This window comes from Pantoea sp. OVA07A, from assembly GCF_019969975.1.
GTDB classification, from domain to species: domain Bacteria; phylum Pseudomonadota; class Gammaproteobacteria; order Enterobacterales; family Enterobacteriaceae; genus Pantoea; species Pantoea agglomerans.
In genome coordinates this window covers 99,096-125,110 of record NZ_JAHXYM010000008.1, presented here as the reverse complement: position 1 = coordinate 125,110, position 26,015 = coordinate 99,096, and the positions used below count along the sequence as shown (strand labels likewise).

Annotated in this window: 26 protein-coding genes; 14 read left to right on the top strand and 12 right to left on the bottom strand. The window is 52.6% G+C overall.

The genetic code is table 11. The annotated features are described in order from the left end of the window. Positions 1-164: 164 nt before the first annotated feature. Positions 165-545, bottom strand: coding sequence for a YgiW/YdeI family stress tolerance OB fold protein (locus LC417_RS20680; protein ID WP_010671929.1), 381 nt, complete (start codon positions 543-545; stop codon positions 165-167). 971 nt (positions 546-1,516) lie between these two features. Here LC417_RS20680 and LC417_RS20675 point away from each other — a divergent pair. The 3 genes from LC417_RS20675 (at position 1,517) to LC417_RS20665 (ending at position 2,767) form a co-directional block, all read left to right on the top strand. After that, positions 1,517-1,753 (top strand): YgdI/YgdR family lipoprotein, encoded by a 237-nt coding sequence (locus LC417_RS20675; RefSeq protein WP_010257065.1) that lies wholly within the window; start codon positions 1,517-1,519, stop codon positions 1,751-1,753. 63 nt (positions 1,754-1,816) lie between these two features. Then, positions 1,817-2,359: a YfaZ family outer membrane protein gene (locus tag LC417_RS20670; protein ID WP_033770122.1), complete on the top strand. Its 543-nt coding sequence runs from the start codon at positions 1,817-1,819 to the stop codon at positions 2,357-2,359. 105 nt (positions 2,360-2,464) lie between these two features. Next, complete coding sequence (locus LC417_RS20665; RefSeq protein WP_010257059.1) at positions 2,465-2,767, top strand: hypothetical protein; 303 nt, start codon at positions 2,465-2,467, stop codon at positions 2,765-2,767. Positions 2,768-2,819: 52 nt separating this feature from the next. Here LC417_RS20665 and LC417_RS20660 read toward each other — a convergent pair whose 3' ends face one another. After that, positions 2,820-3,005: a DUF2256 domain-containing protein gene (locus tag LC417_RS20660; protein WP_010671932.1), complete on the bottom strand. Its 186-nt coding sequence runs from the start codon at positions 3,003-3,005 to the stop codon at positions 2,820-2,822. Positions 3,006-3,877: 872 nt separating this feature from the next. Between LC417_RS20660 and LC417_RS20655 the strand changes: the two genes are divergently transcribed. Then, the gene (locus tag LC417_RS20655) at positions 3,878-4,279 is read left to right on the top strand and encodes an H-NS family nucleoid-associated regulatory protein (RefSeq protein WP_010257055.1); all 402 of its coding nucleotides are present in this window, start codon (positions 3,878-3,880) and stop codon (positions 4,277-4,279) included. A 229-nt stretch (positions 4,280-4,508) separates the two neighbouring features. Here the strand turns inward: LC417_RS20655 and LC417_RS20650 are convergent, their stop codons facing one another. Then, positions 4,509-4,955: a VOC family protein gene (locus LC417_RS20650; protein ID WP_033786341.1), complete on the bottom strand. Its 447-nt coding sequence runs from the start codon at positions 4,953-4,955 to the stop codon at positions 4,509-4,511. A 68-nt stretch (positions 4,956-5,023) separates the two neighbouring features. Then, positions 5,024-6,586: a sensor domain-containing diguanylate cyclase gene (locus LC417_RS20645; RefSeq protein WP_033786343.1), complete on the bottom strand. Its 1,563-nt coding sequence runs from the start codon at positions 6,584-6,586 to the stop codon at positions 5,024-5,026. 275 nt (positions 6,587-6,861) lie between these two features. Between LC417_RS20645 and LC417_RS20640 the strand changes: the two genes are divergently transcribed. Further along, on the top strand, positions 6,862-7,263 hold the full coding sequence (locus LC417_RS20640; protein ID WP_010257048.1) for an H-NS family nucleoid-associated regulatory protein: 402 nt from the start codon (positions 6,862-6,864) through the stop codon (positions 7,261-7,263). A 91-nt stretch (positions 7,264-7,354) separates the two neighbouring features. On the opposite strand, the gene LC417_RS20635 is transcribed toward LC417_RS20640, so the two are convergent. Then, positions 7,355-8,347 carry a GlxA family transcriptional regulator gene (locus tag LC417_RS20635; protein ID WP_033759940.1) on the bottom strand — a complete coding sequence of 331 codons (993 nt, stop codon included), beginning with the start codon at positions 8,345-8,347 and terminating at the stop codon, positions 7,355-7,357. Between the two features lie 75 nt (positions 8,348-8,422). Continuing rightward, positions 8,423-9,202, bottom strand: a complete 780-nt coding sequence (locus LC417_RS20630) for an MBL fold metallo-hydrolase (protein ID WP_033759938.1) — start codon at positions 9,200-9,202, stop codon at positions 8,423-8,425. A gap of 350 nt (positions 9,203-9,552) precedes the next feature. Here LC417_RS20630 and LC417_RS20625 point away from each other — a divergent pair, with 350 nt between their 5' ends. Beyond that, a complete protein-coding gene (locus LC417_RS20625) occupies positions 9,553-10,221 on the top strand; it encodes a DUF2268 domain-containing putative Zn-dependent protease (protein WP_033759936.1) in 669 nt (222 codons plus the stop codon). A gap of 49 nt (positions 10,222-10,270) precedes the next feature. Here the strand turns inward: LC417_RS20625 and LC417_RS20620 are convergent, their stop codons facing one another. Both LC417_RS20620 and LC417_RS20615 read right to left on the bottom strand, forming a co-directional pair. Further along, positions 10,271-11,287, bottom strand: coding sequence for an NAD(P)-dependent alcohol dehydrogenase (locus tag LC417_RS20620; protein ID WP_010257039.1), 1,017 nt, complete (start codon positions 11,285-11,287; stop codon positions 10,271-10,273). 104 nt (positions 11,288-11,391) lie between these two features. Further along, entirely contained in the window at positions 11,392-13,365 is a 1,974-nt protein-coding gene (locus LC417_RS20615) for a methyl-accepting chemotaxis protein (RefSeq protein WP_223566303.1), read from the bottom strand. Between the two features lie 359 nt (positions 13,366-13,724). On the opposite strand from LC417_RS20615, the gene LC417_RS20610 reads away from it, so the two are divergent. Both LC417_RS20610 and LC417_RS20605 read left to right on the top strand, forming a co-directional pair. Next, the gene (locus LC417_RS20610; RefSeq protein WP_010257033.1) at positions 13,725-13,964 is read left to right on the top strand and encodes a type II toxin-antitoxin system RelB/DinJ family antitoxin; all 240 of its coding nucleotides are present in this window, start codon (positions 13,725-13,727) and stop codon (positions 13,962-13,964) included. Next, positions 13,964-14,251, top strand: a complete 288-nt coding sequence (locus LC417_RS20605; protein ID WP_033759930.1) for a type II toxin-antitoxin system RelE/ParE family toxin — start codon at positions 13,964-13,966, stop codon at positions 14,249-14,251. Before LC417_RS20610 ends, LC417_RS20605 begins: the two co-directional genes overlap by 1 nt. A 44-nt stretch (positions 14,252-14,295) precedes the next feature. Here the strand turns inward: LC417_RS20605 and LC417_RS20600 are convergent, their stop codons facing one another. Next, positions 14,296-14,592 carry a hypothetical protein gene (locus tag LC417_RS20600; protein ID WP_039387382.1) on the bottom strand — a complete coding sequence of 99 codons (297 nt, stop codon included), beginning with the start codon at positions 14,590-14,592 and terminating at the stop codon, positions 14,296-14,298. A 199-nt stretch (positions 14,593-14,791) separates the two neighbouring features. Here LC417_RS20600 and LC417_RS20595 point away from each other — a divergent pair, with 199 nt between their 5' ends. Further along, positions 14,792-14,968 carry a general stress protein gene (locus tag LC417_RS20595; protein WP_010257023.1) on the top strand — a complete coding sequence of 59 codons (177 nt, stop codon included), beginning with the start codon at positions 14,792-14,794 and terminating at the stop codon, positions 14,966-14,968. Between the two features lie 63 nt (positions 14,969-15,031). Here LC417_RS20595 and LC417_RS20590 read toward each other — a convergent pair whose 3' ends face one another. Then, complete coding sequence (locus LC417_RS20590; protein ID WP_129063441.1) at positions 15,032-15,928, bottom strand: LysR family transcriptional regulator; 897 nt, start codon at positions 15,926-15,928, stop codon at positions 15,032-15,034. A 202-nt stretch (positions 15,929-16,130) separates the two neighbouring features. Between LC417_RS20590 and LC417_RS20585 the strand changes: the two genes are divergently transcribed. Both LC417_RS20585 and LC417_RS20580 read left to right on the top strand, forming a co-directional pair. Beyond that, positions 16,131-17,255, top strand: a complete 1,125-nt coding sequence (locus tag LC417_RS20585) for an MFS transporter (protein ID WP_223566302.1) — start codon at positions 16,131-16,133, stop codon at positions 17,253-17,255. Positions 17,256-17,323: 68 nt separating this feature from the next. Continuing rightward, positions 17,324-18,349, top strand: coding sequence for an alpha/beta hydrolase (locus LC417_RS20580; RefSeq protein ID WP_033759924.1), 1,026 nt, complete (start codon positions 17,324-17,326; stop codon positions 18,347-18,349). Positions 18,350-18,408: 59 nt separating this feature from the next. Here the strand turns inward: LC417_RS20580 and LC417_RS20575 are convergent, their stop codons facing one another. Continuing rightward, complete coding sequence (locus LC417_RS20575; protein ID WP_223566301.1) at positions 18,409-21,513, bottom strand: efflux RND transporter permease subunit; 3,105 nt, start codon at positions 21,511-21,513, stop codon at positions 18,409-18,411. A 290-nt stretch (positions 21,514-21,803) separates the two neighbouring features. Here LC417_RS20575 and LC417_RS20570 point away from each other — a divergent pair, with 290 nt between their 5' ends. Then, positions 21,804-21,971, top strand: a complete 168-nt coding sequence (locus LC417_RS20570; RefSeq protein WP_009093121.1) for a hypothetical protein — start codon at positions 21,804-21,806, stop codon at positions 21,969-21,971. A gap of 334 nt (positions 21,972-22,305) precedes the next feature. Then, entirely contained in the window at positions 22,306-22,653 is a 348-nt protein-coding gene (gene yajD / locus LC417_RS20565) for an HNH nuclease YajD (protein ID WP_003850685.1), read from the top strand. 173 nt (positions 22,654-22,826) lie between these two features. Here the strand turns inward: yajD and LC417_RS20560 are convergent, their stop codons facing one another. Beyond that, entirely contained in the window at positions 22,827-23,357 is a 531-nt protein-coding gene (locus LC417_RS20560) for a cyclophilin-like fold protein (protein WP_223566300.1), read from the bottom strand. Between the two features lie 267 nt (positions 23,358-23,624). Here LC417_RS20560 and LC417_RS20555 point away from each other — a divergent pair, with 267 nt between their 5' ends. Further along, positions 23,625-25,952 (top strand): FdhF/YdeP family oxidoreductase, encoded by a 2,328-nt coding sequence (locus tag LC417_RS20555; protein WP_010671945.1) that lies wholly within the window; start codon positions 23,625-23,627, stop codon positions 25,950-25,952. Positions 25,953-26,015: the final 63 nt, after the last annotated feature.

Sequence of the window (26,015 nt, the reverse complement as noted above, 5' to 3'; positions counted from 1 at the left end):
AAAACCAATCTGACAGGATAGCGCCGGTAACATAATCTGCTCAAATAGGGTGTTGTAACTAATTTGCGGCCGCTGTAATGAAAGAAAGGCGTCCTGGAAGGATCATTTTCACAATGGCAGTGCCCTGATTTTCAGGCCACCGCCAGATGATGAGCGAATAAAAATTACTTAAGAACCCGAACCGTTTTTACATCAATCTCAACACTGTTCCAGTCTTTATCAACTTCACCTTCAAGACGGACTTTATCACTCGGTGATAACGATTGTCCCATCCAGCGCTTGTCATCAATATCGACATTAATCGTTCCGGTAGCATCTTTGAACTCATAAAGTTCATGCCCCACTTGTCTGATGATGTTACCTTCCAGCACGACCCATGCGTCATCACGCAGCGTCTTAACCTGAGCGACAGAAGAGACGCCGGGTGTCGGACCTTTAAATCCGCCCTGAGAATACCCCTGCCCTGCTGGATTAACAAAACCTTCCTGTGCAGAAACTCCAAAACTCATACCGGCAAACAATGCTGCTAAAAGAATCTTTTTCATATTTATCTCCGTTAAAATTGTCGGGCTAATTTACGATGCAGATCTTAACGGGATCTTAAGAAAAGTGATTACCTCCATGTGTTTTAAAAATGTAATGAGCATGATGAGCACGATAAATCCGCATCAGAAAAACAATCAAAGTTTAATCCATGTTGTTAAAAAAATAAATTAATCGATAAACAGTTACGTGAGTGGTGAATTTTTAACATTCAGTGTATTATGGTCATTGTTACGCTTTCACTTTGCATCATTTCATATAAATCCCATAGCTAACATGTCTGTTAACGGATATTATTTCCTGGCATAGATATATCCCAGTATTAAAACATTATGTATCGCAGTTTTGCTCATTAACTATTTTTTTCTTTTTACAACCACTCAACTGAGTGGTTTTTTTTATGCCTGGTTCCCGATGATATTAACAGAACCCAGTAACGCTGAGTATGCAGTGTATCGACAACGGCTCCCATTCGGAATGCAGCCCTTTCTGGCATTAAAAGGGTAAGAATGTTGCCTGATACTGTCTGAAAATGCATAAAAAGAAGAGGAGAGTGGTGATAGCCTGATGCCCACCCAAACTGACAAGAGATAAAGGAACATGCGGAATTTACCGATGTTCGGAGATTCGCCAGCGTGAGCCTACGAGTAAATCAGTTTAATTCAGTCTTTGAGCATCAGCCTGTCCTTCTTTCAGATTCATTTTTGCGGATTCGAGCTTAAGTTTCTTTTCCTCTACCTTGCTGGTTTTCTTCCTGATTCTCTCAGTACAACCTTCTGCCTTCGCTTCCGCAAGTACTGGTCGCAAAACAATCAATACCCGCCATGGTTGCATACTCCTGAGCAACCCATGATATTGATCCAGATCATTATCATCCTGATAAAGAGGCAAACAGCCGGATTGTTAGCATGTCGTTTAACAATCACAGCGAATAATGCCGCATCTTCTTAAAAAGAAACGACAGGAAAGTAAAATGACATCTTTTAATTCTGGCAAGAAATTCGCTTTTGCTATTGCGATGATAACTTCTGTTATGTCCCTTTCCGCCTGCTCAAGCAATTATGTGATCTCCACCAACGATGGGCACATGATTACGACTCATGGCAAACCCGCAAAAGATAAAGAAACAGGCATGATCTCTTATAAAGACACGGATGGAAACATGCATCAGTTACAACAGCACGATGTTAAAGAGATTGTGCAAAAGTAAACCTGCTTTAATAGCAATCTTAATCATTATCCTGAAAATCTGATTCTGTGGGAAAACTGAGCAATGAAAATTTCTGTAATTGGCTTTGGCTTATTATTGTGTGCATCCTCCTCTGCCATGGCCATTGGCCTGAATGCCGAACAAAGTAAAAACACCTCGGTGCTGGACGCAGAAATCGGCCGTTCATCCGGCGGGCTTTATGTTGATGGTCAGTGGATCAAAAATACGGCGGATGGTGTTCAGATTGGTCAGGCGGGTACCGGTTATAACCTTGAAATTGGACCTGTGATGCTGACGGCTGGCGTTAAAGCCGCTTACATCGGCGGCAAAAAAGGAGATAACGGCGTTGCGTTTCCTGTTGGCGGCGGTGTGAAAATCAATCTGCCCGCTAATTTTGCGTTGTATGGAGAAGGTTATTCCGCCCCGGAACAGCTGACCAACAGCGTTAAGAATTTCGTTGAGGCCAATGGCGGTGTCAGCTGGTCACCTGTGGATCCACTGGTTTTAAAAGTGGGCTATCGCTATGCGGGTGTTGATGGCAAAGATGGACGTCCGGGTCATACCCTGATCGATGGTCCCTATATCGGTGGCGGCCTGACATTTTAACGTCGGATGACTCTTCCCTTTTTTTGTGGTGAGGAAACCCTGCCGATCGGTTTCCTTACTCAATCACTCGTCTCAACTCAGGCGGGGAGCACTGAGAAACAGATTATGAAACCTCTTATGCTGATGTTATTTACTCTCTGTCTGACCGGATGTGTGCAGTATAAATGGGTCAAGCCTGATGCATCTGAACAGCAGGAAACAATAGCGGAAACAGCCTGTCGGGCCCAGGCACTGCGGGATTTACCCCCTGACAATGTTGTTAGCGGTAAATACACCTCAAAAGACAGTAAATATAAAACCACTGACACCGATTACTCCACCAGCGACGCCAATGAAAGCCAGCGAGAGATACTGGTTAAAGATTGTATGTTTAAAAGAGGCTGGCAACAGATCGAGGTACAGCAATAGTCCCATTCCCCTGACTGAGGCCAGGTCAATCCCTGGCCAGCTCTAGTCAGCGTCAGAGGTCAGGTTCAGGTTTTATTTCTGTATCATCCTCTTGCCGATCAGTACGCTGCCGCCGGCACCGTTCCGAGCAATACAACACCTCGTCCCAGCATCGTTCCCACTTTTTTCGCCATGACATCGGTTTATTACACGTTTTGCAGTAGCGAACCGGTAATGACTTTTTATTGCCTTTGAACACGCCAGTCTCTCCTGAAAACCCCTTATAACGCTGACAATAGCGTCTCTTATACAGTTTAGCTTGCTTGTGAGTAAGTATTGAGGGCAATTGAGATCGCACTGTTTACCGCTTCATCGGCGCATAAGGCAATATGGTACCCGGATGATGTGGCTCAGGTTTCCTTGATTAGCGGACAGCCTCTCTGGCCCCATACGGCGGCTAAAAAGTCATTACGCCCGTAAATAATCAATCCAGGGTCATACAGGTCACGCGTGATTCTGACTGTTTTATCCCCCTTTACTGGGGTTTGTCTCTCCAGGCTTTTAAAACAAAGCCATAACCCGTCTGGTGATGATCGCCTTAACCAGAACGTTAATTAAGTGATAAATTAATCTGATTTCATGACCTTACATATAGTCTGAATAAATCAGCCGCCTGATGGTTATTTTTTAGTAATTTTGCTATGCGTCCTTTACAACCCTATTATGGTGGCCTCATGGACATATCCAGCTTTATCTGGAGAAGTATGCACGGTGACTGCCTCTCGGAACAAAGCAGCTCCGTGATTAGCGAAGCGATTCCGCTGGAAAAGCGGCGTGAAAGCCCGGTTTATCCATAACGTAACTAAATTATTGAACATCATCAGATGAGGCACCTTTTTGACATTTTGAGCGAAGAGTGTAAAAAAAAGAGTAACTTTACTTTTGTTTAAGGGTCTTACGTTAATTACAGTTTAAACTCTTTGAGAAAGCGATTAATATGTTGGCGTTGAACTATCGGTTCTGTATTTTGATTCTTCGAAGGCAAGCATCTTAAAAAAGCAGGTCTGACGAAAAGCATCAGCGTGAACCCGCTCTGTATTTTATTATCTGAACATGACTATGGTGACTTTGATGAGTGACACTCTCAACAGCTTGAATAATATCCGTACCCTTCGCGCAAACGCTCGCGAGCTTGACCTTGCTGCCCTGGAAGAAATGCTGGAAAAACTGTCGGTTGTGGTGAGTGAGCGACGTGAAGAAGCACAGGCTTCTGAAGCAGCTAATCGTGAAAAAGCTGAGAAACTGGCAAAATACCGTGAATTACTGTTGCAGGAAGGTATCGATCCTAACGAACTGTTAAATGGTATGCCGACTGCACCAGCCGTGAAGAAAAAACGCGCGCCTCGTCCGGCTAAATATCAGTACACCGACGAAAATGGTGAGGTTAAGCAGTGGACTGGCCAGGGCCGTACCCCATCTGCTATTAAATCTGCCATTGATGCAGGTAAATCGCTGGATGATTTCCTGATTTAATTCAGTATGCATAATGAAACACCGCCTGCGTCAGGCAGGCGGTTTTTTCACCATAAATCGTCAGGCTCAAGCATCTCAATTACCGGCCAGCCTGTACCCTTTCCTTTCTCATCTTGATATTGTCTCTCCATCCATAATCCTGCTCAGGCGTTACCCTGAACTCAATAACTGAAAAGCTTTACGCAGTCACGCAACAGATAATGGGATTCATTCTGTTCTCTCAACCGCTTTATTTATTCAGCGATTGTGTGTTGCGGGCTGTGATAATTTCCAGTCCGATCTGCTGACCATAAGAGAGCTCAAGCGTATTGCCATCAGGATCGGCAAAAAATGCCCAGTAGCCGACTGGCACACCAGATTGCTGCGCGTCGCGTCGCAACACACCTTCGAGCCGTGCGAGTGCCACTTTTTCATCTATCTCTTCACGGCTGCTACAGGCCACGCCTATATGACCAAATGGACCCAGCGGTGTATCTTCACTGTTGTCAGATTGCACCAGCACCAGCGCAAAAGGTCGGGTTAAATCCGACAGCCATGCCACTTTCTGTGCTTCAGGAATGCCAGGTTCACGCTGATGTATCACCTGCATCCCGGCATAACGCTGATAAAAATCTACGCTCTTCTCTAAATCCCGTACCTGTAAAGCAAGATGAGTGAAACCGGTATCGTTTGACATGGCCGCTCCCTGTTTAAGTTGAGCTGTCACCATGCCACAGGCAGGATTCAGGATTTGATCACGGATGCTCAGCCGCTACGTTCTTCACACATGGCCTGGTTACGCCCTGCCCGTTTCGCGTGATACAAAGCCTCATCCGCGCGCGCTATCAGCGATTCTTTTTCCTGTTGTGAGCCTGAAGCAAGATAGACGGCGCAGCCTGCACTCAGGGTGACGTGCTTTTGCGGCAGTTCCGTGGTGAGATGCGGAATATCGAGCCTGTTAACAGCATCGATGATCGATTCAGCGAAGTTCAACGCGGCTGACAACGGCTGTCCGGGCAGAATAATGGCAAACTCTTCGCCGCCATATCGGGCCGTAAGTTCGTTTTTGCGGCGGGCGGCGTTCTTCAGAACAGTAGCCACTTTTTTCAGACAGTCGTCACCCGACACATGGCCGTAGGTATCGTTGAAACGTTTAAAATAATCGATATCGAGCAGGATTAATGACACCGGCTGGCCACTGCGCTCCGCGTTCTGCAGGCATTCAGTCAGGATGTGATCAAAATGGCGCCGGTTGGCAACACCCGTCAGCCCGTCACTCTGTGCCAGATTTTCCAGTGCGCGATTAGCCGCGGTCAGATCATCGCGTAATCGGGTCAGCTCAAGCTGATAACGCAGTGTATGCCGTGCCTGACGCAGTACAAATGCACCCAGTAAAAGAATAACAATCAGCAGCGCCAGGCTCAGAATCAGATCATGTACCCAGCTCTTGAGCCAGTGGTTAAACAGCGCGCGCTTGTCATATCCCGCGGCCACCACCAGCGGGTATCGCTGTGAGCGGACAAAGCCAAAGATGCGTTTTTTACCATCAAGCGCAGCGGTCCACTGACCGCTGCCTTTATCCGCATGGGCAAGCATCCTGAGGAAAAGCGGACTCACTGAGAGGTTTTTGCCGATGTAGCTATCCGGCATCGGACGGGCGTAAAGCACGGTACTGTCTGCCAGCATCAGTACCAGTACATCGCCTTCGCTAAGTTCATAATAGCTGTAGAAACGGCGGAAATAGTCCACTTTGATGGTGGCGAGTAAGACACCCCGAAAGCCGTTAAAGGCATCGTTCACACGCAGCGTAACCGGGATCACCAGCTCGTGAGTGGTGCGGCTGCGAAGCACCGGGCCGACGTGCAGGGTATCGCGCGGGCTGGTGCGGTGATAATCGAAATATTCACGATCGGAATTATTGATGTCAGGCGGTATCCGGCTCATAGAAGTGGCTATCCATTTCCCCTGCGCATCATAGTAGAACAAACCGTGTAGTTGTGGCAGGTGGCTCTGCAACAGGCGCATCGTCTGGCTCAGCGCCTCGCCATCTACACCGGTTGTGGCAATCTGCTTTTCGAGCTCGCGTTGCACCTCGCGCAAAGAGAGCTCGGTCTGCAAAAATGTATCGTCCGCCTGGCGCGCCTGTGACAGTGACAGATTAACCGCCGTATCTTCAGCTTTATCGACGGTTTCATTCCAGTCTTCCCGCAGCGTCCACACATTTAAGCCAATCACCGCCACGCTGAGCAATACGCCTGAAAGGATAATACTTCTTAGCAGCGGCGAGATTTTTGGCGCTGAACCCTCATTTTTTTGGCGAAACTTCATGCCTGTCCTTAATAAACCCTGTTGACTGATTTAAGCACAGTTAATCAAAAGCAAAAATGCAAATCCCACAATCCTGTTTCAACAATGATAATCCGCAATTAACCAGCAGATTTCGCTTAAAATTTCTTCTTTGTTGGTTCAACCAGCACCCTTAATAGAGGATTAATAGCGAATAAGGCTACACTAGCGCTTCAAATATCACGTGGGTAAATGTTACCCTTGCCAGCTGAATAATTTGCACTTCATTGATTAAGTTGAGTATTTGAGGATTTGTTATGAGTAAGAACCTGAGCAGCCTGAACAATATCCGCACGCTTCGTGCAGAGGCGCGCAATATGGCTTTAGATATGCTGGAAGAGTTACGCCAGAAATTAGAGACCGTGGTAAATGAACGTCGTGAAGAGGAAAACGCGCGGGCAGCGGAAGCCCGTGAGAAAGCAGAAAAACTGGCGTTCTACCAGGAGCTGTTAATGGAAGAAGGGATTAACCCGGCGGAGCTGGTGAATAGCGCATCCCCCTCGGTAACCGGCAAAAAGAAACGCGCAAAGCGTCCGGCGAAATACCGTTACAATGACGAAAATGGTCAGGTTCGTTACTGGACGGGTCAGGGCCGAACGCCCTCCGTAATTAAGGCGGCCATTGAAAACGGCCAGTCGCTGGATGATTTCCTGCTGTAGTCGCATTTATTTCTGCCGGAATAGTGACCGTCATTACGCGGGAATATTCCGGCAGGCAAAGTCACAGGCGCAGAAATTCATCCGGGCCTGGTCACTCATCGTCCTGTCGTAATGTCTCATCACTCATCACCGGATGCGGCCCCCGAAATGTCCGGCGCCACTCACTGGGAGAGACGCCAAACCGGGATTTAAAACGCTGACGAAATGACACGGGCGAATCAAAACCCGCCTTTTCTGCCACACATTCAATGCTGATGCCGGTGGTTTCGAGTAATAGCTGGCTGCGTTGCAGACGCTCTGCTGTCAGCCACTCTCCCAGGGACATGCCTGTCGCCTGGTGAAAATGACGCGTCAGCGTTCGCCTGCTCATGCTGAGCGTCCGCGAAAGTGAGTCAAGATCCTGTGGCTGATCCAGATTCTGTCGCAGGGACGCCAGCAACGCGTTGATCTTACTGTCACGCGTTGTTTCCGGAACCGGTCGCTCAATGAACTGCGCCTGACCGCCTTCACGGTAAGGCGGCACCACCATGCGTCTGGCTACCCGATTAGCCATGGCGCTGCCATAGTGGTGACGGATGATATCCAGACAGCAGTCGATGCCCGCCGCGGTGCCGGCAGAGGTGATCAGACGAGTGTCACGGGTATAAAGAGCATTACTGTCGAGGTGAACCTGCGGAAAGCGCTCGCTGAAGTCACGCTCAAATTCCCAGTGAGTGGCAGCACGATGCTTATCGAGCAAACCTGCATAAGCCAGTACGTAAGTGCCCAGACATAGTCCAACGATCTCTGCGCCGCGCTGCCAGGCTGCCACCAGCTTATCAAGCAGCGCCTGCGCAGGTTTTTCAGCCGGATTATGCCAGTAGGGCACGATAATAATGTCCGCCTGATCAAGCGGGTCAAGACCCTGTTCCACCGTAATTGACAACCCCATCTCTGAGATGACCGGGCCTGGTTTCAGTGCGCAGATATCGACATGAAACAGATCCTGCTGCGGCAGGGCTGAGCCGAACAGAATACAGGGAACTGAAAAATGAAACGGACTAAAACCGGCCGTTGCCAGCACCGCGACTCTCAGAGCAGCCATCCTCTCCCCCTTATTGTGTGACAGCGTAGTGTTGAGAACTCACGGCACAATTGTGCCGGTTTAGTGCCACGACGCTCAGAACGTCATTGTTTCACCATCTTCCGGGATCAGCACCTGGTCAGCAATACCCTGTTCGGTAGTCCAGGCTCGCAGCTCCGCGCGCGTCAGCAAACAGTGGTTGATCGCCTCCATGTGTGAGGCAACCAGCGTTGCGTCAGGCAGGATATTCAGCGTGCGCTGGGTATCCTCTTTTCCCATGATAATCGGGCCATAGAGATCGTTGGTTGCATTGCCAATATTCATTACCACCACCTGCGGCTGAAAACGTTGCAGCGCTCTGACATAAGGTTTAACCCACACGGTATCGCCAGCAATGTAGAGGGTTTTTTCTGCCGGATGGGTAAAGACCAGACCACAGGCGTCACCCAGAATATCGCCCATCACTTTGTCGGCATATAACGCATTGCTGCCGTGCTGACCGTCGGTTTTATAGATTGTCAGGCCATCAACAAATGGATTCTCATCCTGCAGCACGCGAACATTTTCAAAACCCTGCGAACGAATCAGCGCTGCATCCGTTTCGTTCTGGCTGTAGATTATCATCGTCTTCGGCACTAACTGCTGCGCAGCCTCATCCCAGTGATCCATATGCGTGTGAGTGATAATCACCGCATCGACTGCCAGCAGTGCAGCGACCGGAACAGGCAGCTCAACCATCGGATTTCTCAGATGGGGACGGGCATTTCCGGCAAATCCGGGCCAGGCCTCTTTTTCGGCTAGCATCGGATCGATCAGGAATTTTTTGCCTGTATAGTCCAGTAGCAGTGTGGCATTACGAATCTGGGTCAGCTTCATTTTGGCTCCGTAAACAGTTTCAGTGAAATCAGCCAGGCTTACTGGCTACCATGAGGTCACTTTACGGTACTGTTTACCTGCGCGTAACAGGCTCAAAGGACAGTGTTCGATGGAATCGGGCCAAACTGCACTATTTTCTTGTGGCAGGGTATCTATCGGTGCTGGCGTCGCGACGAAACAGCCCTGAATGTTCAGTAATGGCAGGAGTTCCCGAAGTTGCTTTTAACTCTTTACCGACAACGATAACGCTCTCTGCCGATGTCTGTTTAAAGCATTGCCGGTTAAGGTATTAGTAGCCTTGGCGGGTCCCGGACCTGTGTTCTGATTATCAACCTTTGACAGGAGAGTCTGTGAACGACTTATGGAAATTGCACTGGCTGGAGGCATCGGGTGATGTTGGGCCTTATAAATCGTCAATAGTCAGGGCCGCTGAGCTCGCCTGCGAGCACCTCTCCTCCGTGACACGTGTCCCTCGTCTGGATATTCTGGTTCAGTGCATGCCGGAGGCAGTAATACCTGAAACCGGTTTTGCAGGCCGGGCTTACGGGCCCACCCTGTTCGGCCTGGCCATTGACCCGGCAAATCCGAATCTGCCCGGGATGCTGGAAAATGGCACGCTGGTGCGGCATATCGTGCATGAAGTTCATCACTGTTTGCGAATGCGCGGGCCGGGATATGGCTGGACGCTGGGTGAAGCGCTGGTCAGCGAAGGTCTGGCGGGTCAGTTCGTCTGCTGGCTGCTTAAAACGGCAGCAGAGCCCTGGGAACGAGCCATAGAGCTAAGCGAATTACAGGCTAGTCCAGTGCCGCTGACCACGCTGCAAAGTCCTCATTATGATCATTCTGCCTGGTTCTTCGGCACGGGTGACTTTCGCCGATGGTATGGCTATACGCTGGGCTACCAGATGGTTGCCGCATGGCGCCGTGATAACGCGGAATGCGCTACAGAGAAATGGTTCAGCGTGACAGCCGATGAGGTGATTGCCGCAGGGCTGGCTAAGGGACTGCTGACAAATTGAGGATAAAAAAATGCCGCAGCAGGCTGCGGCATTTCATTTCAGATTCGCATCAGAAATCGGCTTTCAGAACCACACGATAATTGGCTTTACCGGCGCGGACGTGATCCAGCGCTTTATTGATGTCAGACATCGGGAAGAACTCAACCTGTGGCGCAATATCCGCACGCGAGGCGAGTCGCAGCAGCGAACGCAGCTGGCCTGGTGAGCCGGTTGATGAACCGGTCACCGCTTTATCGCCCAGGATCAGATCAAAAGCACTCACTTCAATCGGCTTCATCACGGCACCCACGGTGTGGAATTTACCCTGAGGTGCCAGCGCAGCGAAATAAGGTTTCCAGTCCAGGTCGACCGCCACAGTACTCAGGATCAGGTCAAAACGGCCTGCCTGCTTTTTCAGAGCTTCTGGATCACGGCTGTTAACCACTTCATCCGCGCCCATATCCAGGATCGACTGCTTCTTATCTGGCGTTGAGCTGAATGCCACCACTTCGGCACCCATCGCGTGCAGGATCTTGATTGCGATATGGCCCAGTCCGCCGATACCAATCACACCCACACGGCTGGTTGCCGTGATGTTGCTCATCAGCAGCGGTTTAAACACGGTGATACCGCCACACAGCAGCGGACCGGCGCTCGCCACATCCAGTTTTTCCGGCAGCGGAATAACCCATTGCCAGTCAGCACGCAGCTTCTCGGCAAAACCACCTTTGTTCATGATGGTCGGGATGCTGCCCTGCTGACAGTTAACCTGCTCGCCGTTAATACAGGCATCGCAGTGCTGACAGCTTTTTGCTGTCCAGCCGATTCCTACACGCTGGCCGACTGAAAGACCTTTGTTCTTAGCCGCTTCGCCCAGGGCAGAAACCCGGCCAATCACTTCATGTCCTGCAATCACCGGGAACTGAGAGATGCCCCACTCGTTGTCGATCATCGACAGATCTGAGTGGCAGACGCCACAATATTCGACCTGGACTTCGACTTCTTCGGCTGCCAGTTCGGCGGCATCGTACTCATAGAGTTCAAGGGCCTGGCCAGCCTGCATGGCTGCATAACTTTTAATTTTCATTCATACCTCTGCGTGGTTAATCACCGACAAGTGTAACAACTGAAAGCCCGCCCTGCCTGGTCGTTACGCTTACACCGCACTTTTTTGTCTTTTATGCTGATAAATCAGGCCTTAACCTGCGCACCGGAAAGAGTTTGTAACACCTTGAGCTGCGCGACGGCTTCCTGCATTGCATCCATCCCCTGCGTCAGTTCACGCAGGCTGCCAAGATGCTTCGCAATATCAGCGCGCTCATGTCGCGTCTGTTGATTCATGGCCGCCAGCGTATCGGCTGCACTGATACTGCGCTCTGCCATCTGGGCGGCGGTCTGCGCCGAATCACTGGCCACCAGCCGGATACGTGAGATGGTGCTGACTGCCTCACCGATGTTACTGGCCGTAGCTTCAGCCTGCTCTTTTGAGGAGTGCGCCAGACGACGAACTTCGCCCGCGACCACAGCAAATCCCCGCCCAGCCTCGCCTGCACGAGCCGCTTCTACTGCGGCATTCAGCGCCAGGATGTTGGTCTGGAAAGCAATATTGCTGATGCCATGCGTAATCTCATTGATGCCGTTGGAAATTTTCTCCAGATCGTCCAGACCATCATCCAGCCGGCCCTGCGCCTGCTGACTCTCGGTGGCGATATTACTGATGTTACGGATACTGCTCTCTGCCAGGCTCAGGGTTTCTCCCTGGCTCTGAGTGGCTGTTTCCAGCACCGGCAGCGCCTCCATCAGCGGCGTCAGCGCCTGCTGATAAGTGATAACCCGATCCAGCACCCGCGTCTGGATGCTGTTCAGCGCTTCCCAGCGGCGCAACGCTCGCTGCGCGTAGTGTGCCGCATAGCCGGCGTACTCTACCGGGAACTGGCTCATCGCTTTGACGTCATGATTAAAGAACACCAGCGCGGAGAGCGTCTGATTGATGGGCACACCCAGGATTTCGCCGAAGCTGGAAAAACCGGCGGCGGCAATGCCTTTGAAGAAATGGGCATTATGCAGCTTATCGGCATTACCGACACGGCGCAGGATACAGTCGTTCATCAGGATCGCCGCGGGTTTGCCATGCTGAGCGGTAAATGCCTGCCACTCCTGCTGCGTCGTCTGTTTAAAGTCTTTCTCTTCCATCAGGAACAGTCGATCGCCAAACTCAAGATCGCAGAAAAAGTGTACGCCGCCCGATTCAATTTTGGCGATTGAGCGAATAAAGTACTCGCCGCCAACTTTAACGCCGAAAGTGAGTCCCTTCAGCCGTTCGCTCAGTTGCGCTTCGTTGCAGTTGAGATGTTCACACAGCGCCGCAACAAACGGCTGCTGCTGCCCCTGACGGTTAAATACTGACGTCACAGTACGCGCTATCGGATCGGCTTCAGCAATCAGCCAGCTCTGATCGCGTGGCGTAAAGTTCTGGCTTTTAAAAGGAGCAAATGATTTTCCTGGCGCCATCTGGCAGAACACAATAACCGCCTTGCCCTGCAACACCTTGCCACCTGTACCAATCCAGGTGCCATCAAAGGTGATTTTACCCCCGGCAGAACCGCCAATCGCCAGGCAGGGAAAGCGCCCGCTGTTATACCAGGCCTGCATCAGAAAGCCTTCGGATGCAGACAATCCGTCACAGTAAATCATGGCGAAAGTACGATCGGCCGAGAGCGGCATCCGCACCTGCAAGCGCGCCAGCTCCTGCTGGATGGCGGTGATGCGCTGGCTGGCAGTCTGCGTGTCGGCGACATGCAGATCAACAATATGCGTCTCATGGCGTGCGATCAGTGTGTCCGGCAGCCAGAGGTAGCTTCCCTCCGGGCCATTGCCATCACAGTAGGTGCTTTGCGATCTGCTGCTGCTCAGCGCGCCGTTGGAAGAGAGCGTCAACACCGTCAGGTCGGCGGAATTGAATCGCTGCCAGGCCTGACTGACCCGCTGAAAATCGGCTTCAGGCGGAACGAAGGTCATCAGGATGCCGCCCGCCCGCGAGCTTAAACCCACGGAGGCCAGTGAATCTGGCAACGCACGACAATCGTAGGTGCCATTGGCAGGCTGACTGCTACGCCTAAGACGGGCAACAGGCAGGTGTCTTTTGATCGTCTTAATGATCGACATATTATTATTTTCGCTTTTATTTGAGTAATTTGCGCTTAAATCAGCGCTTTCTGGTGTGTATAAAAGGAGGGCTAAAAGCAGGTCCGTTCGCGTTCAGAACTCGTCGCGGAGTGCCGGGTTCATCAATGATCGGCGCGCTCAACGCCTGTTGGTTATCGCCAGTAGCGGGAAAACCTTTAACGATTGCTGCAGTTGGTTTAATGGATGAAGATGTTATATTTTCGTAGCATAAAATAAGCTTTAGCGTGATTTTACCGGGAAGATATAAGGCTGTGCGGGTGACTGATGTTTACTGTTTGCGATACAGACTCATCAGTGCGACAATTGTAATGTCAAGTGTAAATACAAAGGAACTCGCTATGGGCACAATTAACATTCGAATCGATGATGACCTGAAGACACGATCCTATGCTGCGCTCGAAAAAATGGGTGTGACTCCTTCTGATGCGCTGCGCCTGATGCTTGAATATATTGCAGATAATGAACGTCTTCCCTTTAAGCAAACGTTACTCAGTGACGAAGATGCGGCGTTAGTAGACATAGTTAAAGAACGCCTGCGAAACCCTGAGCCTGTCCGGGTCACACTGGATGACCTTTAATGACCTGGCAACTGGAGTTCGATCAGAGGGCACTGAAAGAGTGGCGCAAGCTGGGCCCGACAGTACGTGAACAGCTTAAAAAGAAGCTGGCTGAGTGTCTTGAGTCACCCAGAATTGAAGCGAACAAACTCAGCGGGATGCCTGACTGCTATAAGATCAAGCTAAAGTCATCCGGTTATCGACTTGTATACCAGGTTATTGACGACCGGGTGGTGGTTTTTGTGGTGGCTGTCGGGAAAAGAGAGCGCTCAGAGGTTTATTCTGCCGCTTCCAGGCGTCTCTCTTAAACAGGAGACTTCACCGCTAACAAACAAAGCGGCGCTATTCCTGTTTACCTGTCACTCTGCTGGTTCCAGTGCTGTTCGCAGCGCTCCCGAGCTTCGGCAGGCAGGTCGCGTAAATCTGGCAGCGTGTCGCCGGAACCGTAGCCCATTGATTCCCTCGCTTCCTGCTGTTCATCCTGCGCGGCGAACGTGATTTTCTCATCCAGCTGCTGCCAGCTATCGCCCTGCTGCCGGTAGATCACAGCAAAAGTGGGCGTCTGTGCATCATCGCCGTAAATTTCATATTTCTGCTTCTGCTCGTCAGAGCCCAGCTCAAGCGTGTCGATTAAGGTCGCATTACTCATAGCACTCTCCTTTTTCGTCAGGTCTGTAAGCGTAGTTCATCACCTACGGCCCTGCCGACACTATCCCCTGCGAAAATTAAAATTATATATATCAATAAGTTAATTCCATGCATTTGCATAAACGAAGCGGGCGACTATGCTTGCAGGTGTGACTAGCTAGTCCTTTTTATCTAATGGAACATTGATATGAGGTCTTCCTATGACACAACAGAAATACAGAGGTGGTGCCGGCAATTTTGCCAACGATCCAGAACGGGCGAGTGAAGCTGGCAGTGCAGGAGGCAAGGCCAGTGGGGGCAATTTCAAAAACGATCCTGAAAAAGCCAGGGAAGCCGGTCGGAAAGGAGGCAAAATTAGTCGCCGTCCTTCTAAGTAATTCTGAATAAAGCGCTTTAGGACGTATTACGCCATGGAATGGCATCTATTCCAATCAGGTTCATCATGCCCCCTCTTTTAGCCTTAATGCCTCTCTGACCAGGGTAAAAGCGGGTGAATGTTGCTTGCGGCTGGGATAGTAGAGGTAATAGCCGGGAAACGGCTCGCACCAGCGCTCCAGCACGCGGATCAAGGTGCCCTGCTCCAGCCCTTCTGCGACTTCCTGCTCAGGCAGGAAAGCGATCCCCAGCCCGGCGAGAGCCGCTTCTGCAATGTGTGCCGAAGTGTTGAACGTTAGCTGTCCATCCACCCGTACATTTAACGGCCCCTCTTCACCGTCAAACTCCCAGACGTACAACCCACCCGCTGTCGCCTGCCGCATATTAATGCAGTTGTGATGCAGCAGATCCTGCGGAACCTGCGGCGCAACATGACGACGAAAGTAGTCGGGCGTGGCCACCGCAGCCATCCGTAATGGCGGGCTTATCGGCATCGCCACCATGTCTTTATCAATGGTGTCTCCCATCCTGACCCCTGCATCAAATCGATCGGCCACGATATTGCGTAAGCCATGATTAGCATCGAACTCAAGCCGGATATCAGGATAAGCCGCCAGCAATGGCGTCAGCTTTGGCATCAGGAGTGAGCTCAGAATATGCGGCCCGCAGGTGATCCGTACCGTGCCGGCTGGCTTGTCCCGCATCGCGGTCAGCATATCCAGTTCCGCCTCAATTTCATCGAACCGGTTGCCAATCGCCTGGATTAACCGTTCACCCGCCGCAGTCGGTGAAACGTTACGGGTCGTGCGGGTAAGCAGCCGAATCTCCATCCGGTTTTCCAGCGCGGTAATGGTCTGACTCAACGCGGGCTGCGTCACGCCCAGCAGCGCTGCCGCGCGGGTAAAGCTGCCCTCACGCGCCACGGTAATAAAAGCCTGCAGGTCGTTCATGTTGCGCTTCATACTGCACTCCCGCCGATAGATTTATAAGTTCTGGTTATAACCCCATTAAGGATTCATTAGCTAGTCAATATAAAGCGAAACAGTAAAATTTCCTGAGTTCATCAGCACCGCAAACAATGAAACAGGACACAACATGACTTCCACGGAAACAACTGACTGTTCCCCCCGGCATAAAGAAGCGCACTGGGGTGGTGTTTGGGCAATGACGCTGTGTGTATTCGCGCTCATCGCCTCTGAATTCATGCCGGTCAGCCTGTTATCGCCGTTATCACAAGATCTGGCGGTCAGCGAAGGTCTGGTCGGACAGGGCATCGCTATCTCCGGCGCACTGGCAGTGATCACCAGCCTCTCAATAACCCGCATCGCAGGGAACCTCGACCGCAAAATTCTGTTGCTGGCGCTCACGCTGGTAATGTCACTATCCGGATTGATGGTGGCGATGGCACCCAACTATCTGACTTACATGACTGGCCGGGCATTGATTGGCGTGGTGATTGGCGGTTTCTGGTCGATGTCAGCGGCGGTCGCTATCCGGCTGGTCCCCACCGGGCAGGTGCCGCGCGCGCTGGCCATTTTCAACGGCGGCAATGCGCTGGCGACGGTTATCGCTGCACCGCTGGGCAGCTATCTCGGTTCTGTCATTGGCTGGCGCGGGGCTTTTTTCAGCCTGGTGCCGGTAGCCTTGATCGCCCTGATCTGGCAGGCGTTCACGCTGCCATCGATGCCGGTCAACTCGGCCCGGCAGCGCAGAGGAAAAATTCTGCAGCTGCTGCGTTCGCCACTGGTTACGGTGGGTATGACCGCCTGCGGCCTGCTCTTTATGGGCCAGTTCACCCTGTTTACCTATCTCCGCCCGTTTCTGGAAACCGTGACACAGGTTGACGTTTCTGCGCTGTCGCTGGTGCTGCTGACCATTGGCGTCGCCGGCTTTATCGGCACGCTGATTATCGGTGCTGTTTTGCAGCGCGGATTCTATCTGACCCTGATGATCATCCCGTTGATTATGGCGCTGGTTGCGGTGCTGCTCATGGTGTTTGGTCATCACCTGTGGCTGGTGGCGCCACTGCTTGGCATCTGGGGACTGGTGGCAACAGCGGCACCAACCGGATGGTGGGCCTGGATCGCCAGAACCTTTCCGGAAAATGCCGAGACCGGCGGCGGATTAATGGTGGCCATCGTACAGCTGTCGATTGCTTTGGGGTCGACGCTGGGTGGCCTGGCCTTTGACCATGCAGGCTGGCAGACCACCTTTGCCATCAGCGCCACATTACTGGTCACTGCCGCCGGACTGGCGATGATCACCGCCCGTAAGGAAAGCGCTGCCTGATAGCAGATGCGTTGTTTAACCGGGCAACCCGTTGCCCTCACGTCGTCAACCCCGATAAGGATCTTCTTATGAGAGCATTAACCCTGATGTTTGGACTGTTGATCAGTTCATTTGCGGCCAGCGCTGCCGATATGTCACGCGGCGCCGATAACTTTTATCAAAGCGATAAAGTCACCCGCGAGAAAGTCACCTTTAAAAACCAGTATCAGATGGGTGTGACCGGCACGCTGTACAGACCGAAAGAGGCCGGTAAAACGGCGCGCCTTCCGGCGATTGTGGTAGGTCATCCGATGGGCGCAGTCAAAGAGCAGAGCGCCAGCCTCTATGCGCAGAAAATGGCTGAGCAGGGTTTTGTTACCCTGGCAATTGATCTTTCATTCTGGGGCGAAAGTGAAGGTCAGCCACGCAACGCGGTCTCTCCGGATATCTATGCCGAAGACTTCAGCGCCGCCGTGGATTACCTGGGTACCCGCGAATTTGTCGATCGCGACAGGATTGGTGTGCTGGGTATCTGTGGCAGTGGCAGTTTTGTCATCAGCGCAGCGAAGATTGATCCCCGCATGAAAGCCATTGCTACCGTCAGCATGTATGACATGGGGTCAGCCAACCGTAATGCGCTGAATAAAAGCCAGACACTGGCACAGCGCAAGCAAATCATTGAAGCGGCGGCACAGCAACGCTATGTAGAGTTCACCGGGGGTAAAACTGAGTACACCAGTGGTACACCACATAAAATTGATGCTGATTCGCCTCCGATAGCCAAAGAGTTCTATGATTTTTACCGGACGCCTCGCGGTGAGTTCACCCCGAAAAACAGTTCAGCTGCGCTGACCACGCACCCGACGCTCACCAGCAACGTGAAATTCATGAACTTCTATCCGTTTAATGACATTGAGACCATCTCACCGCGCCCGATGCTCTTCATCACGGGTGATAAAGCGCATTCACGCGAGTTCAGCGAAGATGCGTTCCAGCGTGCGGCACAGCCCAAAGAGCTCTATATCGTGCCTGATGCAGGCCATGTGGACCTTTATGACCGCACTGACCTGATCCCGTTTGCGAAGCTGACCGCCTTCTTTAAACAGCATTTGTAATCTTCCGCTAATCATTGATCCCAGCCCGTCTGCAGCCGCCTGCAGACGGGCTTTCTGCGTTATTGGCCTTTGCGATGGCGGGTCAGGTAGTGCTTCACCAGCACAAAGAAGAGCGGAACAAAGAACAGCGCCAGTACCGTGCCTGCCAGCGTACCGCCGATGATACCGGTGCCGATGGCGATGCGGCTGTTAGCACCGGCGCCCGTCGCCACCGCCAGCGGGGTCACCCCGGCGATAAAGGCCAGCGACGTCATCATAATCGGCCGCAGACGGGTTCGCGCTGCCTGCAACGCAGCCGCACTCAGCGAACTTCCCCGACGAACCGCATCCTCCGCAAATTCGATGATCAGTATCGCGTTTTTGGAGGTGAGTCCGACCGTGGTCAGCAACGCCACCTGGAAGTAGATATCGTTGCTTAATCCGCGCAGTGCCACCGCCAGCACGGTACCCAGCACGCCGAGCGGCACCGCTAACAGCACGGAGAAAGGTACCGACCAGCTCTCATACAGCGCAGCAAGACAGAGGAAAACCACCAGAATCGAGATCGCATACAGCGTGGTTGACTGCCCGCCCGCCTGCTTCTCCTGCAGCGAAAGACCGCTCCATGCTCCTGTGGTCCCTGCCGGGAGTTCATTGGCCAGTCGTTCAATGGTGTTCATGGCATCGCCGGAGCTGAACCCTTCGGCGTTCTGCCCCTGTATTTCGTAGGAGGCAGAACCGTTGTAGCGGTTAAGGCTTTCGGGTCCCATGGTCCATCGGGTCGAGGCAAACGCCGAGAATGGCGTCATGGTGCCCTCACTGTTACGGATGTACCATTTATCCAGATCCGAAGGTGATGAACGATACTGACCGTCGCCCTGCACATAGACCCGCTTTACCCGACCCCGGTCGATGAAGTCATTGATATAGGCACCGCCCCAGGCGCTGGTCAGCGTATCGGTCACGTCATCCAGCTGCAGTCCTAGTGCCACCGCTTTGCTGGTATCAATATCGACCTGCAACTGCGGCGTTTGCGGCAGGATATTGGCCCGCACGCCGAGCAGTTCCGGACTTTGCGCTGCGCTTTGTAGCAGCTGATCGCGCAGGTTGCCCAGTTGCTCACGCGTGGTGCCACCACTGGCCAGCAGCTCATAAGTAAAGCCGTTGTTCTGTCCCAGACCCGGCACCGACGGCGGCGTCAGCGCAAAGATCTGCGCATCCCGAATCGACGCCAGCGCGTAGGTGGCGCGCCCGGCAATCGCTTCGGCAGAGTTTTCACTACCCGGTCGCTGATCCCAGTTCTTAAGCTTGATAAATGCCATACCGGCATTCTGCGCAGCACCGCTGAAGTTAAAACCATTGATGGTGAAGACCACATCAATATTCTGTTTCTCTTCAGTCAGGAACCAGTCAACAATCTGCTGATTGACTGCCTCAGTGCGGCTGGCCGTGGCACCCGCTGGCAATGTCGCCTGAAGCATAATGCTGCCCTGATCTTCAGTCGGCAGGAAGCTACCCGGCAAGCGGGTAAACATCACAAACAGCACCACGCCCATAGCCGCATAAAGCGATACCATGATCAGCGGACGGCGCAGAGTGCTCACCACTTTGTGACGATACTGGCGCTCGGTGGCGGCATAAAAGCGGTTAAAACCGCCAAAGAAGCCTTTACGATGGGGTGAGGTCGGCCGCAGCAACATGCCACACAGTGCAGGCGTCAGGGTCAGTGCCACCACCACGGAGAAGGTCATGGCGGCGATGATGGTGATGGAGAACTGCCGGTAAATCACACCGGTCGACCCGGCGAAAAAGGCCATAGGCAGAAATACTGCGGAGAGCACCAGCGCGATAGCCACCAGCGCGCCGGAGATCTCTTTCATCGACTTTTCCGTTGCCTCACGCGCCGGCAGACCTTCGTCATGCATAATGCGTTCGACGTTTTCGACGACCACGATGGCATCATCCACCAGCAGCCCGATGGCCAGCACCATAGCAAACAGCGTCAGGGTATTGATGGTGTAGCCGCACAGCGCCAGTACGCCAAAGGTTCCGAGCAGTACCACCGGCACCGCCAGCGCCGGGATCAGCGTCGCACGGATATTCTGCAGGAACAGGTACATCACCACTACCACCAGCGCAATCGCTTCGATCAGGGTGATCACCACATCCTCAACGGAGATTTTGATGAAGTCAGTGCTGTCGAGCGCATAAGCCACCTCATAACCTTCCGGCATTGAGTGGCGATACTCTTCAACTTTGTTTTTCACCAGCGTCGCGGTGGCCAGCGCATTCGCGCCCGGCGCCAGCATCACACCGACACCCGCCGCAGGATGCCCGTTGAGTCGGGTGGTCATGTCATAGGATTCGCCGCCCAGCTCCACCCGCGCCACATCACCCACACGCACGATGGCACCGCTTTTGTCGCTTTTAACGATGATGTTTCGGAACTGATCCGGCGTCTGCAGTCGCGACTGCGCTCTGACCGTGGCGGTAAGCTGCTGGTTGTCGGGCGATGGCAGGCCGCCGATTTTACCGGCTGAAACCTGAATGTTCTGCGAGCGTATCGCCGCCGACACATCGGAGGGCTGCAATGCAAAGGAGTTTAGTTTGAAGGGATCGAGCCAGATGCGCATCGCGTACTGACCGCCGAACACCTGGATGTCACCTACCCCTTCGGTCCTGGCCAGCGGCTCCTGCATATTACTGACCAGCCAGTCACCGATATCCGTGCTGTTGCTTTTGCCCGTGGTGTCATACAACCCCATCACCAGCAGGAAGTTTGACTGCGATTTGGTGACGGTAACACCAAGCTGCTGCACTTCGCTGGGCAGACGGGAGAGCGCCTGCTGCACCTTGTTCTGCACCTGCACCTGAGCCGTGTCCGGATCGGTGCCCTGACTGAAGGTGACGGTAACCGACACATTCCCCTGTGAACTGCTGCTGGAGGTAAAATAGAGCAGATTATCCAGCCCGGTAAGCTGCTGCTCGATCACCTGCGTGACGCTGTTCTCCAGCGTCTCAGCAGAAGCACCGGTATACGTTGCGCTGATATTCACCGAAGGTGGCGCAACATCGGGATATTGTTCAACCGGCAACAGGGTAATGGAGAGCGCGCCAAGCAACATGATTAAAATGGCAACAACCCATGCGAAAACGGGACGATAAATAAAAAAACGAGAAAACATCAGCGGGATCTCTTCCTTTTGGGCGGGTGCAAAACCTGCATTCCTGCAGGCTAACAAACAGCGTTGATTATAGGGTGTAACCTCAGGCTGAACATCCTGACGTGATCTTTTCTTAAGGCTGGCTGATCGTACCGTGACGCTGCATTTTCGATTTATCGCGGATTTAACTGTGCTGACATCCGATGTGGGCATCAAAGAGAAAGCCGATCCATAACGAATCTGCTGATGCATTAAGCAAAATGGTGAGCCCTGACTATTCTCAAATAAAGGATATTGATCAGGAGAAAACCATGAAATTTTTCTACTTCGTTTCGCTTATCGCCTCTGCCCTCTATTTACTGGCCTTCCTGCCTAAACTCCGCACCCGTCGTGAACCCATAGCCTACTGGGGATGCTGGACTTATCTAGGTGCTAACGCCATTTTCTGGGCCGTTTATGGTGTCATGCATTACATTTGATGTCATTTTTTAAGCAAAGCGGTAAACAGGGATGTTTTGGGCGCTATCCTGCTGATTAATTGGGTTAGCGTGAGCGGGAGCTTAGAGATATATCATTTTTGAGTTTTCATCACAGCGACAGGATTTTGTGCCTTCTCACAGGCCCGGCAGTTATTCAGGATTGCGAGACGTGCTGGAAAAATCATATAAGGCGGCTACGCGGATTTTCATCTAACCCTCTGGATTTTAAAGCCTCCCGTCCCGCGGAACACGATGATTTCTTCTTCTGTGCCGTTATGGGATATATTGGCATCACTATCGTGAAATTTTCTCTGCATAACAGGTTATCCCGGCAATGGCTCTGATCCCTAAAAACTATACGCGGCTGGAAAGCGGCTACCGTGAGAAAGCACTTAAAATCTATCCGTGGGTGTGTGGACGCTGCTCACGCGAGTTTGTTTATTCAAACCTGCGCGAACTGACGGTTCACCATATCGATCACGACCATACCAACAACCCGGAAGATGGCAGTAACTGGGAGTTGTTGTGTCTCTATTGTCATGACCACGAACACTCAAAGTATACCGAGGCTGACCAGTATGGCACCCGTGTAGTGGCTGGCGAGGACGCACAAAAAGATGTCGGTGAAGCTACCTACAATCCCTTTGCTGACCTGAAGTCGATGCTGAATAAGAAGAAGTAATGGCTGAACTGTCAGGCTGGCCGACCCGCCTGACAGTGTCGCTTCCCGAAGAGAATCACAATGTCTGGCCACGGCCAGAACATAACGTAGTCCGTCATGCCAGATGCCACCCTGGCCAGACTCAGCGCGATATGAATCCTTTACCAGCCGGTTATTTCAGATTTTGATATCAGTTATGGCCGGGAGAACCGTACGTCAATCCCCCCCTCACCGACACGCTTTTTGAGGCTATCTGTCGACAGCACCTTTCCTATTGGCGTGTAGCTATAGGAGGTCTGGAATGTCTCGTAAAAAAGAACCAGCGTCTTATTGCCATACAGCATCACATCGCCCTGCTGGATCGTGCCGGGTTTATGCGGATCGCTATTAAGAGCAGCAGGCAGGTCTGCAAACTTCTCATTGCCGTTCAGCTCTTCCATCGTCATGGTCAGCGGGAGTTGCTGTACAAATGCTTCCGCGGTGGCGTTATCCGCCAGCGCAATCTCATACGACTGATGGTTGATCGTCATAATAATCTTCATGGGACGCAGCTCTCCTGCCCGAACCGGGCCACTGGCTTTAGCGGGTATCAGACTATAGGTGGAAAGTAAGATCAGAAAAAGTAAGGCTCTTTTCATAAGGTTGCTCTCCGGATTATGGCGCATCTGTTCAGACATGGAGTGCGTTACTGCGATCGCCGTCCAGCCCTGAATAAACTGGCTCACTTACCCGCCGTTATCTGATGGTAAAGATTTATCCTTCACCCTTTCCCTGCATCATCACCCTGTCGGCGGAACTCGCGCGCCGCTTATTCTGCAACAGTCCGGATGCGCTGCGCTTCATCTGATGTGCTGAACTGATTTGCGGCTTACGTTTCGGACTGTCGAAACATTTTGAGAAATAATTTCCCTGAATAACAGCCAGTTTCCACGTTGTTGCAACTATTTCTGTACCAGGCTTAACAAATAACAACAGAGACAATGTGGAGCATTATGAAAGAGCAAAATCGCACAAATGGCATCGCTCCTTATGGGGGTGCCGCCGGAGGCTGGGGCGCACTGAAGGCGGTTGCCGATGCTATCCGCGGCCAGATGTCTGTGAAACAGGATGTGATCGCCCTGTTTAAAGTCAACCAGCCGCAGGGCTTTGACTGTCCGGGCTGCGCCTGGCCCGACCCGCAACATGCCTCATCTTTTGAGTTCTGCGAAAACGGCGCAAAAGCCGTCTCCTGGGAAGCCACCAGCAAGCGCACTACACCGGAATTTTTTGCCGCTCATACCGTGACTGAACTGTGGGAGCGCAGCGCACTGCATCTGGAGGGCGAAGGCCGCCTGACCCATCCGATGAAGTACGATGCCGCTACAGATACCTATCAGCCCATCGAATGGGAGACGGCATTCCGGGAGATTGGAGAGCATCTGCGCAGCTACGACGATCCGGACAGCGTAGAGTTTTATACCTCGGGACGCGCCTCCAATGAAGCGGCGTTTCTTTGGCAACTTTTCGCCCGCGAGTATGGCACCAATAACTTCCCCGACTGCTCAAACATGTGCCACGAACCGACCAGTGTCGGGCTGCCGGAGTCAATTGGCGTCGGCAAAGGAACGGTAGAGCTGGAAGATTTTGATCACTGCGACCTGGTGCTTTGTATCGGTCACAATCCAGGTACCAACCATCCGCGCATGCTGGGCACGCTACGGGAAGTGTCGAAACGCGGTGCCACTATTGTGGCGATCAATCCGCTGCGTGAACGTGGGCTGGAGCGCTTTACTTCGCCGCAGAGCCCGATTGAGATGCTGTCAATGAGCTCCACTGAGCTGGCATCGACCTACTACAAGGTCAGGGTTGGCGGTGACGCAGCGATGTTGAAAGGGGTGATGAAGATCCTGCTCACTATGCACGAGGAGGCGCTGAGCAAAGGCGAACCCGGCGTGATTGATGAAGCATTTATTACTGAGCACACTGAAGGCTTTGACGCCCTGAAAGCCGACCTGGAAAGCACGGACTGGGAGCATATCCTGAAAGTCTCGGGCATGGCGCGTGAGGAGATCCAGCATATCGCCCGGCTCTACGCCAGCGCTGAACGTACCATCATCTGTTATGGTATGGGAATTACCCAGCACCAGTACGGCACTCAGAACGTGCAGCAAATCGCTAACCTGCTGCTGATGCGCGGCAATATCGGCAAGCCGGGTGCAGGTATCTGTCCGTTACGCGGTCACTCCAATGTGCAGGGCGATCGCACGGTGGGCATCACAGAGATCCCGCCGCAGTCGCTGCTGGATGGCATAGAGAGGGTGTTTGGTTTCCGCCCGCCGCAGAAGCATGGTCACGGCGCCATTGAGGCAATAAAGGCGATGCGCGACGGCAAAGCCAAAGCGTTGCTGTGTCTGGGCGGCAACCTGGCGGAAGCGATTTCCGATCCACAGGTCACGTTCCCGGCGATGCGCAATCTTGATCTGGTGGTGCATATGGCGACCAAACTGAACCGCTCGCACCTGTTACTGGGTAAACATAATTATCTGCTGCCGGTGCTGGGCCGAACAGAGACCGATGTTCAGGCAACCGGCGCGCAGAGCGTCACCGTGGAAGATTCGATGTCGATGGTGCATGCCTCACGCGGTTCGCTGGATCCCGCCTCACCCCATCTGAAGTCTGAACCGGCGCTGGTCGCCTCACTGGCGAAGGCAACGCTGCCGGACAGCGTGGTTGACTGGTCGGCCATGGCAGCCGATTACAGCCGCATCCGCGATGCCATTGAAGCGGTGTTCCCGGCGTTTGAAAACTTCAATGAGAGGATTAAGCATCCGGGAGGTTTCCGGCTCTATAACGCCGCCTCAGAGCGCGTATGGCTGACGCCATCTGGCCGTGCGCAGTTTAAAGTGATGCAGGGCATCAATGAAGATCCCCGGTCACTGAAGTGCCATGATCTGGTGCTCACTACCCTGCGCAGTCACGATCAGTACAACACCACGCTTTACGGGCTGAATGACCGCTATCGTGGCGTGACAGGCCGCCGCGATGTGCTGTTTATCAATGCAGAAGAAGCGGAGAAGCGACAGTTACGGGTCGGTGACCGTGTCGATCTGATGGCGCTGGACCCGGATGGCAATCCCACTTCGCGCCAGATGAAAAACCTGACCATCGTGATTATTGATATGGCCCCAGGTTCGGTCGGCGCTTACTACCCGGAGGCCAATGTGATGGTTCCGCTTGACAGCCACGATACCAAAAGCGGCATTCCCGCCTATAAAAGCATTCCGATATCCATGAAACGTGTAACTGACGAGACCCGGACGACCTCAGGCGTTTTACGCTAGTCAGGCGTCTCAATACGTGAATGTTGCCAGCGTGGCCGGTGCTCCGGTCACGCTGTTTTCATT

What these genes read in the sequence shown, in the direction of transcription:
- LC417_RS20635 (WP_033759940.1), bottom strand. Translation starts at nt 8,347, where the DNA reads ATGGCTGCTCTGAGAGTCGCGGTGCTGGCAACGGCCGGTTTTAGTCCG.
- LC417_RS20585 (WP_223566302.1), top strand. Translation starts at nt 16,131, where the DNA reads ATGACGCTGTGTGTATTCGCGCTCATCGCCTCTGAATTCATGCCGGTC.
- LC417_RS20680 (WP_010671929.1), bottom strand. Translation starts at nt 545, where the DNA reads ATGAAAAAGATTCTTTTAGCAGCATTGTTTGCCGGTATGAGTTTTGGA.
- LC417_RS20570 (WP_009093121.1), top strand. Translation starts at nt 21,804, where the DNA reads ATGAAATTTTTCTACTTCGTTTCGCTTATCGCCTCTGCCCTCTATTTA.
- LC417_RS20595 (WP_010257023.1), top strand. Translation starts at nt 14,792, where the DNA reads ATGACACAACAGAAATACAGAGGTGGTGCCGGCAATTTTGCCAACGAT.
- yajD (WP_003850685.1), top strand. Translation starts at nt 22,306, where the DNA reads ATGGCTCTGATCCCTAAAAACTATACGCGGCTGGAAAGCGGCTACCGT.
- LC417_RS20675 (WP_010257065.1), top strand. Translation starts at nt 1,517, where the DNA reads ATGACATCTTTTAATTCTGGCAAGAAATTCGCTTTTGCTATTGCGATG.
- LC417_RS20665 (WP_010257059.1), top strand. Translation starts at nt 2,465, where the DNA reads ATGAAACCTCTTATGCTGATGTTATTTACTCTCTGTCTGACCGGATGT.
- LC417_RS20605 (WP_033759930.1), top strand. Translation starts at nt 13,964, where the DNA reads ATGACCTGGCAACTGGAGTTCGATCAGAGGGCACTGAAAGAGTGGCGC.
- LC417_RS20630 (WP_033759938.1), bottom strand. Translation starts at nt 9,202, where the DNA reads ATGAAGCTGACCCAGATTCGTAATGCCACACTGCTACTGGACTATACA.
- LC417_RS20600 (WP_039387382.1), bottom strand. Translation starts at nt 14,592, where the DNA reads ATGAGTAATGCGACCTTAATCGACACGCTTGAGCTGGGCTCTGACGAG.
- LC417_RS20645 (WP_033786343.1), bottom strand. Translation starts at nt 6,586, where the DNA reads ATGAAGTTTCGCCAAAAAAATGAGGGTTCAGCGCCAAAAATCTCGCCG.
- LC417_RS20590 (WP_129063441.1), bottom strand. Translation starts at nt 15,928, where the DNA reads ATGAAGCGCAACATGAACGACCTGCAGGCTTTTATTACCGTGGCGCGT.
- LC417_RS20610 (WP_010257033.1), top strand. Translation starts at nt 13,725, where the DNA reads ATGGGCACAATTAACATTCGAATCGATGATGACCTGAAGACACGATCC.
- LC417_RS20575 (WP_223566301.1), bottom strand. Translation starts at nt 21,513, where the DNA reads ATGTTTTCTCGTTTTTTTATTTATCGTCCCGTTTTCGCATGGGTTGTT.
- LC417_RS20640 (WP_010257048.1), top strand. Translation starts at nt 6,862, where the DNA reads ATGAGTAAGAACCTGAGCAGCCTGAACAATATCCGCACGCTTCGTGCA.
- LC417_RS20620 (WP_010257039.1), bottom strand. Translation starts at nt 11,287, where the DNA reads ATGAAAATTAAAAGTTATGCAGCCATGCAGGCTGGCCAGGCCCTTGAA.
- LC417_RS20670 (WP_033770122.1), top strand. Translation starts at nt 1,817, where the DNA reads ATGAAAATTTCTGTAATTGGCTTTGGCTTATTATTGTGTGCATCCTCC.
- LC417_RS20555 (WP_010671945.1), top strand. Translation starts at nt 23,625, where the DNA reads ATGAAAGAGCAAAATCGCACAAATGGCATCGCTCCTTATGGGGGTGCC.
- LC417_RS20615 (WP_223566303.1), bottom strand. Translation starts at nt 13,365, where the DNA reads ATGTCGATCATTAAGACGATCAAAAGACACCTGCCTGTTGCCCGTCTT.
- LC417_RS20580 (WP_033759924.1), top strand. Translation starts at nt 17,324, where the DNA reads ATGAGAGCATTAACCCTGATGTTTGGACTGTTGATCAGTTCATTTGCG.
- LC417_RS20655 (WP_010257055.1), top strand. Translation starts at nt 3,878, where the DNA reads ATGAGTGACACTCTCAACAGCTTGAATAATATCCGTACCCTTCGCGCA.
- LC417_RS20650 (WP_033786341.1), bottom strand. Translation starts at nt 4,955, where the DNA reads ATGTCAAACGATACCGGTTTCACTCATCTTGCTTTACAGGTACGGGAT.